Genomic DNA, 10,861 nt, shown 5'->3' with positions numbered 1-10,861 from the left:
CAGGGAAGTACGGAGAGAACAGGATGGCTTCCACAACCCAACAGCAGGTCGTCGAGGCGTTGCGGGCCGCGCTGAAGGAGAACGAGCGGCTCAAGGCCGACCACGCCCACCTCGTGGAACGCGAGCACGAGCCGATCGCGATCGTGGGCATGGCCTGCCGCTACCCGGGTGGCGTCCGTTCCCCTCAGGACCTTTGGCGACTGGCCACCGACGAGGTGGACGCCGTCGGGCCGTTCCCGGCCGACCGCGGCTGGGACCTGGCGGGCCTGTACGACCCCGACCCGGACCGGCCGCACACCTCGTACGCCCGGGAGGGCGGATTCCTGTACGAGGCCGCGCAGTTCGACGCCGAGTTCTTCGGGGTCTCGCCGCGCGAGGCGCACAGCATCGACCCGCAGCAGCGGCTGCTGCTGGAGACGGCGTGGGAGGCCTTCGAGCACGCGGGCATCGACCCGGCCGCGCTGCGGGGCAGCCGCACGGGCGTGTTCGTCGGCACCATGTACGCCGACTACATGAACCGGTTCTCCCCCGCCCCGGAGGAGTACGAGGGCTTCCTGAGCGTCGGCGGCGCCGGCAGCGTGGCCTCCGGGCGGCTGTCCTACACCTTCGGGCTGGAGGGCCCGGCCCTCACCGTCGACACGGCCTGCTCCTCCTCGCTCGTGGCGCTCCACCTGGCCTGTGCCTCGCTGCGGCGCGGGGAGTCCACGATGGCGCTGGTCGGCGGTGCCACGGTGATGGCGACGCCGATGCCGTTCGTGGAGTTCAGCCGGCAGCGCGGGCTCGCCGCCGACGGCCGCTGCAAGGCCTTCTCGGCCGCCGCGGACGGCACCGGCTGGGCCGAGGGCGCCGGTCTGCTGCTGGTCGAGCGGCTCTCCGACGCCCGCCGCAACGGACACCGCGTCCTGGCCGTGGTCCGTGGTTCGGCCGTCAACCAGGACGGCGCGAGCAACGGGCTGACCGCCCCGAGCGGTCCCGCGCAGGAACAGCTGATCCGCCAGGCCCTGGCCGCCGCCGGGCTCACCGCCGCCGACGTCGACGCGGTGGAGGCGCACGGGACGGGCACCTCGCTGGGCGACCCGATCGAGGCGCAGGCGCTGCTGGCCACCTACGGCAGCGGGCGTCCGGCGGACCGGCCGCTCCACCTGGGCTCCCTGAAGTCGAACATCGGGCACACCCAGGCCGCGGCCGGGGTGGGAGGCGTCATCAAGATGGCGATGGCGCTGCGCGAGGGGGTGCTGCCGCGGACCCTGCACGTGGACGAGGCCACCCCGCACGTGGACTGGTCGAGCGGCGCCGTCTCCCTGCTGACCGAGACGATCCCGTGGCCCGAGCAGGGCGACCGGCCGCGCCGGGCCGCGGTGTCCTCCTTCGGCATCAGCGGGACCAACGCGCACGTGATCCTGGAGCAGGCGCCCGCGCAGGAGCCGGCCGTCGCCGGGAAGCCGGCGGCGCTGCCGGCCGTACCGGTGGTGCTGTCGGCGGCCGGCGAGCCCGCGCTGCGCGCGCAGGCCGACCGGCTGTACCGGCACCTGACCGAGGCGGACGGCGACGCGCTCGCGGACGTGGGCTTCTCGCTGGCCACCACCCGCGGCCACCTCCCGCACCGGGCGGTGCTGCTCTCCGAGGACCGCGACGAACTGCTCGACGGGCTGCGCGCGCTGGCCGACGGGGTGCCGGGGCCGGACGTGGTCCGCGCGACGGCCGCCGAGGGCCGCACCGCCTTCCTCTTCGCCGGTCAGGGCTCCCAGCGGGCCCGGATGGGCCAGGAACTGTACGAGGCCTTCCCGGTGTTCGCGGCGGCCTTCGACGAGGTGTGCGCCGCCCTGGAACCGCACCTGGACCTGCCCCTGCGGGACGTGGTCCTCGCGGCCGAGGACAGCCCCGAGGGCGGGCTGCTGAACCGGACGCGGTACACGCAGCCGGCGCTCTTCGCCTTCGAGGTGGCCCTGTTCCGGCTCCTGGAGTCGTGGGGCATCCGGCCCGACGCCGTCCTCGGGCACTCCGTCGGCGCCCTCGCGGCCGTCCACACGGCGGGCGCCCTGTCGCTGGCGGACGCCGCCGAGCTGGCGGCCGTACGCGGCCGGATCATGCAGCAACTGCCTTCGGGCGGGGCGATGGTGGCCCTGCGCGCCTCCGAGGAGCAGGCGACGGCCCTGCTCGCGGGACACGAGGAGCTCGTCTCGCTCGCGGCCGTCAACGGCCCGGCCGCCACGGTGCTCTCGGGTGACCGGGAGGCCCTGGCCGCCGTGGTCGCGGACTTCGAGGCGGCCGGCGGGAAGGCCACCTGGCTGCGCGTCAGCCACGCCTTCCACTCGCCGCTGATGGAGCCGGCGATGGCGGAGCTGCGGGCCGTGGTCGCCCGCCTGGACTTCCACGAGCCGCAGCTGTCCTTCGTCTCGGACCTGACGGGCCGGACCGTGGGCGCGGACGAGCTCGGCGACCCCGAGTACTGGGTCCGGCACGCGCGCCGCGCCGTCCGCTTCCAGGACGGTGTGGGCGCCCTCGCGGAGCTGGGATGCACCCGCTTCGTGGAGGTGGGGCCGGGCACCGACCTCACCTCGATGGCCGCCGACTGCCTGGAGGAGACGGACCGGGGCCGCGCCGCCGCCCCCATGCTGATCCCCTCGCTGCGACGGCGCCTGCCGGAGGTGACCGCGCTGCTCACGGCGGTCGCGCGGATGCACGCCTGCGGCGGTGACGTCGACTGGGCGGCCGTGTTCGCGGGCCGCGGGGCGCGCCGCGTGGAGCTGCCCACGTACGCCTTCCAGCACCGGCCGTACTGGATCGACCAGCCGGCCGGGTCCGGGGACGTGAGCTCCGCCGGACTCTCCGCCGTCGGCCACCCGCTGCTGACCGCCTCCACCGAACTGCCGGACAGCGGCGGCCTGCTGCTGACCGGCCGGCTCTCCCTGGCCCGCCACCCGTGGCTGGCCGACCACCGCGTCGGCGGCCGGGTGCTGCTGCCGGGCACCGCGCTGCTGGACCTGGTGACGTGCGCCGCCCGCGAGGCGGGCTGCGGCCTGGTCGAGGAACTCGTCCTGGAGGCACCGCTGGTGGTGCCGGAGGAGGGGGAGGTCCGGCTGCGGGTGTCCCTGGCCGCCGCGGACGGCTCCGGCAGCCGGGCCGTCGCCGTCCATTCCCGTCCCGAGGACGACGCCGACGGGCAGGGCTGGTCCCGCAACGCCCAGGGCTCGGTCCTCCCCGACGGCTCCGGCCCGGCGCCGGAGCGGGCCGCGGACCTGGCCGCGGTGTGGCCGCCGCGGGGCGCCGAGCCGGTGTCCGTACCGGTGGCCGAGCTCTACGCCGCCCTCGGCGCCAAGGGCCTCGTGTACGGGCCCGTCTTCCGCGGCGTGCGCGCCGTGTGGCGGCGCGGGCAGGAGGTCTTCGCCGAGGTGGCGCTCCCCGGTGAACGGCCCGGCGCCGACGCCTTCGGGCTGCACCCGGCGCTGCTCGACGCGGCCCTGCACCCGATCGCGCTCGGCGGCCTGATCGACGAGGGCGCCGGAGCCGACGCCGGCGAGCGGACCTTCCTGCCGTACGCCTGGTCCGGTGTCCGCACCCACGGCCCGGCCGGCTCGGTCCTGCGGGTCCGGCTCGCGCCGTCCGGTGTGAACGCGGTGAGCATCGACGTCGCGGACGGCTCGGGCCGGGCGGTCGCCTCGATCGGCTCGCTGGCCCTGCTTCCGCTCCCGGCGGGTACGGCGAACGCCACGGCCGCACCGCGCGACGGCCTGCTGCTGCCGACGTGGGAGGAGCTGGCCGAACTGCCGCCCGCCCCCGCGACGCACCGCTGGACGCTGCTCGGTGCGTACGACTTCGACGGCGACGGCTCCGACGACGGCTCCGCACTGGGCCTCGGCGCGGCCCTGTCCGGCCTGCCGGCCCTGACCGACGCGCTCTCCGCCGGCGCCGAGGCCCCCGCCCTGCTCGTCCTGACCTGCCCGCCCTCCGCGGGCGCCGGCGCGCCGGACGCCGGAACCGGGGCGGCCGTCCGCACGGCCCTGCACCGGGTCCTCGACGCGGTACGGCTCCTCGCGGAGGACGAGCGGCTGGCCGGAACCCGGCTGGCGGTCCTCACGCGGGGCGCCGTCACCCTGGGTGGCGAACAGCACCCCGGGGAGGCGGCCCACCGTGCGGTGTGGGGCCTGCTGCGCTCCGCGCAGGCCGAGCACCCCGACCGGTTCACGGTGCTCGACGAGGACGGCACCCCCGCCTCCCGGCGGGCCGTGGCGGCCGCGCTCGCCACGGGTGAGCCGCAGCTCGCCCTGCGCGGCGGCACCGCCTACCGTCCCTCGCTCGCCGAGCAGGACGCGGACACGCTGCTCCGGCCGCCCGCCGACACCCCGCACTGGCACCTCGACTACGTGGCCAAGGGGACCTTCGCGAACCTCGCCCTCAAGCCCTGGCCGGAGGCGGCCGCCCCGCTGGAGGAGGGTCAGGTGCGGATCCGGATGCGGGTCGCCGGCCTGAACTTCCGCGACGTCCTGCTCTCCCTCGGGGTGATCCCGCCGTCCGTGGACGGGCACGCGGGCGGTTCGGGGCAGGGCGGCGAGGGCGCCGGCACCGTTCTCGAAGTGGGCCCCGGCGTCACCGACCTGCGGCCCGGCGACCGGGTGATGGGCCTCTTCTACGGCATCGGCCCGACCTCGGTCACCGACCGCCGGTTCGTGTGCCGGATCCCGGAGGGCTGGTCCTTCCGGCAGGCCGCGGCGGTTCCCGTCACCTACCTGACGGCCTACTACGGCCTGGTGGACCTGGCCGGACTGCGCGCGGGCGAATCGGTGCTCGTGCACGCGGGCGCCGGCGGCGTCGGCACGGCGGCGATCCAGATCGCCCGCCACCTCGGCGCCGAGGTGTACTCCACGGCGAGCCCCGCCAAGTGGGACGCGCTGCGCGGCGCGGGGGTCCCGGAGGGGCGCATCGCCTCCTCCCGCACCCTGGACTTCGAGCAGGCCTTCCTCGGTGCCACCGGGGGCGACGGCGTCGACGTGGTGCTCAACTCCCTCGCCGGGGAGTTCGCGGACGCCTCGCTGCGGCTGCTGCCGCGCGGCGGACGGTTCCTGGAGATGGGCAAGACCGACCGGCGCGACGCCGCCGAGGTGGCCGACGCGCACCCGGGGGTGACGTACCGGACGTACGACGTCCGCGATCCCGGTCCGGACCGGATCCAGGAGATCTTCACCGACCTCCTCGGGCTGTTCGAGCGGGGCGCGCTCCAGGCACCGCCGGTGGCGGCCTGGGACCTGCGCCGGGCACCCGACGCCTTCCGCTACCTGAGCGAGGCCCGGCACATCGGCAAGGTGGTGCTGGACCTGGCCGACGGGAACGAACGCTGGGACACCGGCCGGGCCGTCCTGATCACCGGCGGTCTGGGCTGGCTGGGCCGGCTCGCCGCCCGCCACCTGGTGGCGGAGCACGGGATACGGCAGCTGGTCCTGATGGGCCGCGGGCTGCCCGGCGAGGACGCGGCCCGGGACATCGCCGAGCTGCGCGCCCTGGGCGCGGACGTCCGTACGGTGCCCTGCGACGCGGCCGACCGGGCCGCGCTGGCCGCGGCCCTCGACGGGCTGGCCGGCGACGGCGTCCGCATCGGCGGGGTCGTGCACGCGGCGGGGGTGCTGGACGACGGCCTGCTCACCTCGATGACCGCCGAGAGCCTGGAGCGGACCCTGCGTCCGAAGGTGGACGCGGCGCTCCACCTGCACGAGCTCACCGAGCCGCTCGGCCTCGACGCGTTCGTCGTCTTCTCCTCCCTCGCGGGAACGCTCAGCTCTCCGGGGCAGGCCGGCTACGCGGCCGGCAACGCGTTCCTCGACGGGCTGATGGAGTACCGGCGTTCGGTCGGCCGCCCCGGCGTCTCCGTCGTGTGGGGTCTGTGGGAGGGGGCCGGCGGCATGGGCGCCGGTCTGACCGACGCGGACGTCGCCCGCATGGCGCGGGTGGGCGTGGCTCCGCTCACCTCGGAGCTCGGGCTGGAACTGCTGGACGCCGCGGTGCGCCGCGACCGTCCGGTGGCGGTCGCGGCACGCTGGAACCTCGACGGGCTGCGGGCCCGGATCGCGGAGGGCGCGGCGGTGCCGGCCCTGCTGCGGAGCCTGGTGCCCGCTCCGGCGTCCGCCGCGGGGGCGCGGTCCGCGCCCGGGGCCGGGGCGGGGGCGGCGGTCGCCGAGGCCTCGCTGACCGGCGACCGGCTGCTGGACTCCGTGCTCCACGAGGTCGCGGCCGTCCTGGGGCACGCCTCCGGTGCCGCGGTGGACCGGGACGGGGCGTTCGAGCGGCTGGGATTCGACTCGCTCACGGCGGTGGAGCTGCGCAACCGGCTCGCCGTCGCCACGGGCATCAAGCTGCCCGCCACGTTCATCTACGACTGGCCGACCCCGGCCGAACTGGTGGTCCACCTGCGGGAACAGCTCCCGGAGGCGGCTGCCGAACCGGCCGCGGAAGCCACCCTCGCACCGGCGGATGACACGGCCGGGAACGGCTCCGGCGTCACCGTGGCGCTGCTCGCCGACATCGCCCGGCTGGAGGCCGCGGTCGCCGACCGGCCGCTGAGCGAGGCGCAGAGCGCCCAGGTCAGCGAGCGGCTGCGCGAGCTGCTGACCGAACTGGGTTCTATGAAGGAGGATCACTCCGCGTGGGCATGACCAACACCCCCACGGCCGCGCCGGCTCCGCCGGCCGGCCGGGCCACCCCGTCGACCGGGCCCGCGAACGGGCCCGTCGACCCCTCCCGGTGGATCCGTACCTACCACGCCCGGCCGTCCGCGGCCGCCCGCCTCGTGTGCTTCCCGCACGCGGGCGGGGCCGCGAACGCCTTCGTGGCGCTGTCGGCCGCGCTGCCCGAGGACATCGAGCTGCTCGCCGTCCAGTACCCCGGCCGCCAGGACCGGCGCGGCGAACCGTGCGCCGAGGAGATCGGCGCGCTCGCCGCGGGTGTCGCCGAGGCCCTCGCCTCCCGCTCCGATCTGCCGGTGTTCCTGCTCGGTCACAGCATGGGGGCCCTCGTGGCCTTCGAGACGGCCCGGATCCTGGAGGAACGCGGCGCCGTGGCCCGGCTGTTCGTCTCGGCGGCCCGGCCCCCCGCGCAGGACTGGGAGGAGCCCGACCTGACCGGCGTCGGCGACGAGGAGCTGGTCGCCGGGCTGCGGCGGCTCGGGGGCATCCCCGAACCGCTGCTGCGGGACCCGGAGATCGTCGGCGAGGTGCTGCGCCTGCTGCGCGCCGACCACCGGGCCCTGCTGCGCTACCGCTGCGCCGACGGGGCCGCCGTGACGGCCCCGCTCACCGTGCTCCTGGCGGCGTCCGACCCGAAGAACTCCCTGGAGCAGATGGCCGACTGGGCCTGGCACGGCAGGCACGGGCACACCCTGGTGACGCTGTCCGGCGGGCACTTCTCGCTCGTCGAACGGCCCGGGGAGACCGGGCCGCTGCTCACCCACCACGTCCGCGAGGACCTGGCACGGCTCGCCTCGGCGCCCCCGGTGGCGGAGCCGGAGGCGCCCGCCGCCCCGGCCGGGGAGCCCCTCGCCGACCTCGTACGGGAGATCCTGCTGGGCGGTCTCGAAGGCCGCACCCCGGCGCTGCCGACCGACCCGACCGCGCTGGAGGCCGCGGCCCGCGCGGTGATGTCCCCGGAGGGCTTCGCGTACGTGGCGGGCACCGCCGGCTCGGGGGCGACCGGGAGGGCCAACCGCGCGGCCTTCGACCGCCACCGGCTGGTGCCGCGGATGCTGCGCGGCACCCGCCGGACCGACACCTCGGTGACGCTGTTCGGGCAGCGGCTGCCCGTGCCGGTCCTGCTGGCACCGCTGGCCGCGCAGCAAGTGGCGCACCCCGAGGGCGAGTCGGCCACGGCGCGGGCCGCCGCGGCCGCCGGTGTGCCGCTGGTGCTGTCGACCTTCGCCTCCCGCACGCTGGAGGAGGTGGCCGAGCGGGCGGGTGACCACCCGCGCTGGTTCCAGCTGTACCTGCCCTCGGACCGGGCGGTGGGCGAGTCGCTGGTGCGGCGCGCCGAGGCCGCCGGCTACACGGCCATCGTGGTCACGGTCGACGCCACCCACCTGGGCTTCCGTCCGGCCGAACTCGACAGCGGCTACTCGCCGTTCCTGCGCGGCACCGGCATCGCCAACTTCACGAGCGACCCCGCGTTCCTGGCCGGGCTGCCGGCCGGGGCGGACGCGACCGCGGCCGTGCTGCGCTGGGCGCAGATCTCCACCGACCCCACCCTCACCTGGGCGGACCTGGCCTGGCTGCGCACGCTGACCCGGCTGCCGCTGCTCGTCAAGGGCATCCTGCATCCGGACGACGCCCGGCTGGCGCTGGAGCACGGCGCGGACGGCGTGGTCGTCTCCACGCACGGCGGCCGCCAGCTCGACGGCAGCGTGTCCGCCCTGGACGCGCTGCCCGGGGTGCGCGCGGCCGTCGGCCCGGACGTACCGGTGCTGATGGACTCCGGGATCCGGACCGGCAGTGACGTGGTCAAGGCCCTGGCCCTGGGCGCGGACGCCGTCCTCTACGGCAGGCCGTACGTGTACGGGCTCGGGCTCGGCGGCCGGGACGGCGTCGAGCACGTGCTGCGCTGTCTGCTGACGGACCTCGGCCTGGCCCTGGCCCTCACCGGCTGCGCCCGCCTCGCGGACGTCGGGCCGCACCTGCTCGCGAGCACCACCTCGGACACCCCCGGGGCCCACGGGCCCGCGGAGAACGGAGATCGGCGATGAAGCGACCCTACGGCTCCGGCTCGGACCCGACGGGCTGGCTGCGCAGTTACCACGCGGCGCCGGCCGGAGCGCCGACGCTGGTCGTGTTCCCGCACGCGGGCGGCTCGGCGACGGGCTACCACGGCCTGTCGGCGGCCCTGTCCGACAGCGCCGAGGTGCTCAACGTGCAGTACCCGGGCCGCCAGGACCGGCTGGGCGAGCGTTGCGTCGAGGACATCGGGGAGATGGCCGACCAGGTCGTCGAGGCCCTGCTCCCCCGTGCGCACCGGCCGCTCGCCCTGTTCGGGCACAGCCTGGGCTCGGTCGTCGCGTACGAGGTGGCCCTGCGGCTGGAGCGCCTGCACCCGGACCGCGCGCCGATCGGCGTGATCGTCTCGGGCCGGCCGGCGGCCGCCATCCACCTGAGCCGGGGCCTGTCCCTCATGGCGGACGAGGACCTCGCCTCGTCCATCTTCGACCTGGCCGGCACCCCGCCGGAGCTGCTGGCCGACAAGGACCTGATGGCGGCGGTCCTGCCCTCCCTGCGGGCCGATTTCAAGGCCGCGGAGAGCTACCGGGGCGCCGTGGGCACCCGGCTCGCCTGCCCCCTGCACGCGTACTCCGGGGCGCAGGACTTCAACGTGCCGCGCGAGGGACTGCTGCGGTGGAGCGAGCACACGACGGCCGCGTTCACGGCGCGGTTCTTCGAGGGCGGCCACTTCTACCTGCAGTCCTCCGAGCACGAGGTGGTGCGGGCGATCGCGGACGACCTCCGCGCCTTCGCCGCCGCCTCGCTGGTGGGCAGCGGCCGCTGACCCGGCGGGCCGCTCACCACGGCGAAGGCCCTCCCGATCCACCGATCGGGAGGGCCTTCGCCGTGTGTACGGAGGGGGCTAGGCGGCGCGTTCGCCGGTGAGGCGGACCTTCAGGGTGGCGTGTCCGTTGGCGAAGTTGGAGAAGAGCCGGGTGGGCGGGGCGAGCAGCTCGATGTCGGCCACCCGGGTGCGCAGCGACTCCAGCATGGAGATCATGTGGACCCGGCCCAGGTAGGCGCCGAGGCAGAAGTGCGGTCCGTGGCCGAAGCTGACGTGCTTGTTGGGGGTGCGCCCCAGGTCGAAGGTGTACGGGTCGGCGAAGGCGTCCTCGTCGAAGTTGGCCGAGCTGTTCCACAGGGTGACGATCTCGCCGGCCTTGACGACGTGGTCGCGGATCGGGATGTCCACCAGGGCGTGCCGGCCGAAGTGCATGGTCGGGGTGGTCCAGCGCATGACCTCCTCGGTGGCGCTCTCCAGGGTGACCTCCGCGTTCTTCAGCCGGCGCCACTGGTCCTCGTACTGGCTGAAGGCGTGGACGATGCCGGAGGCGGTGGCCCGGCTGGACTCGTCGCCGCCCAGGATCAGGCTGTAGGCGTTGTAGATGATCTCTTCCTCGCTGAGCGGCTCGCCGTCGATCGTGGCGGTGGCCAGCGTGCTGAGGACGTCCTCGCCGGGGTTGCGGCGGCGTTCGGCCATCAGTCCGGAGATGTAGAGCACGATCTCGTTGCGCGCCATCAGCGAGACCTCCTCGCCGTCGTCGGCGCTGTACCGGGAGAGGGTCTGGGCGTTCCAGTCCACGAGCTGCTCGCGGTCCTCGGCGGGGATGCCCATGAGGTCGCCGATGCTGTGGATGGGGATCCGGTCGGCGACCGCGGTGACGAAGTCGACCTCGCCCGCCTCGACGGCCTCGGAGATCAGCTGGTCGGTGAGCTGCTGGACGTTCTGCACGACGGGGGCCAGGACGCGCGGCGAGAAGGACTTCATCATCAGGTTGCGGATCTCGCGGTGGCGCGGGCCGTCGGTGACGGCGAGCATCTTGCCCGCGGCGGAGTCCTCGCCGAGCAGCAGGGTGCTGAGCACGTTGCCCTGCTCGGAGGTGTACCGCTTGTTGTCGCGGTAGGCGGTCATGATGTCGTCGTACTTGGTGAGGACCCAGAAGCCGGGCTTGCCGTCCCGCGCCGGGTGCCAGAACACCGGGTTGTGGGCGCGGAAGGGCCGCCACAGCTGGTGCGGGTCGTTGTCCTCGAAGGTCTGCGGGTCGGTGAGGTCGTAGGCGGCCGGATCGGCCAGGTCCGCGAGGTCCGCGAGGTCCGCGAGCTCGGCCGCCGGCAGGGTGGGGGCAGTCATG

3 protein-coding genes and 1 pseudogene are annotated in these 10,861 nt (G+C 75.6%); 3 read left to right on the top strand and 1 reads right to left on the bottom strand.

Annotated elements, in window-relative coordinates:
• Positions 1-59 precede the first annotated feature (59 nt).
• The 3 genes and pseudogenes from ACFYZ4_RS17840 to ACFYZ4_RS17830 form a co-directional block, all read left to right on the top strand.
• Positions 60-6,644: pseudogene (locus ACFYZ4_RS17840) on the top strand (SDR family NAD(P)-dependent oxidoreductase); the annotation flags it as partial.
• Positions 6,641-8,719, top strand: a complete 2,079-nt coding sequence (locus ACFYZ4_RS17835) for an alpha-hydroxy-acid oxidizing protein (RefSeq protein ID WP_390784302.1) — start codon at positions 6,641-6,643, stop codon at positions 8,717-8,719. The pseudogene ACFYZ4_RS17840 and the gene ACFYZ4_RS17835, both read left to right, overlap by 4 nt.
• Positions 8,716-9,513 carry a thioesterase II family protein gene (locus ACFYZ4_RS17830; protein ID WP_390784301.1) on the top strand — a complete coding sequence of 266 codons (798 nt, stop codon included), beginning with the start codon at positions 8,716-8,718 and terminating at the stop codon, positions 9,511-9,513. The genes ACFYZ4_RS17835 and ACFYZ4_RS17830 overlap by 4 nt, the downstream gene beginning before the upstream one ends.
• A gap of 78 nt (positions 9,514-9,591) precedes the next feature.
• Here the strand turns inward: ACFYZ4_RS17830 and ACFYZ4_RS17825 are convergent, their stop codons facing one another.
• Positions 9,592-10,860 (bottom strand): cytochrome P450, encoded by a 1,269-nt coding sequence (locus ACFYZ4_RS17825; RefSeq protein WP_384353240.1) that lies wholly within the window; start codon positions 10,858-10,860, stop codon positions 9,592-9,594.
• Between the last annotated feature and the right edge of the window lies 1 nt (position 10,861).

The sequence above is a fragment of the Streptomyces sp. NPDC001513 genome, assembly GCF_042894695.1.
Taxonomy (GTDB): Bacteria; Actinomycetota; Actinomycetes; order Streptomycetales; family Streptomycetaceae; genus Streptomyces.
The sequence above is the reverse complement of the archived record's forward strand: the minus strand, read 5'-3'. Positions and strand labels throughout refer to the sequence as shown.

Coding starts and splice junctions, on each gene's coding strand:
- ACFYZ4_RS17830 (WP_390784301.1), top strand. CDS start 8,716: ATGAAGCGACCCTACGGCTCCGGCTCGGACCCGACGGGCTGGCTGCGC.
- ACFYZ4_RS17825 (WP_384353240.1), bottom strand. CDS start 10,860: ATGACTGCCCCCACCCTGCCGGCGGCCGAGCTCGCGGACCTCGCGGAC.
- ACFYZ4_RS17835 (WP_390784302.1), top strand. CDS start 6,641: ATGACCAACACCCCCACGGCCGCGCCGGCTCCGCCGGCCGGCCGGGCC.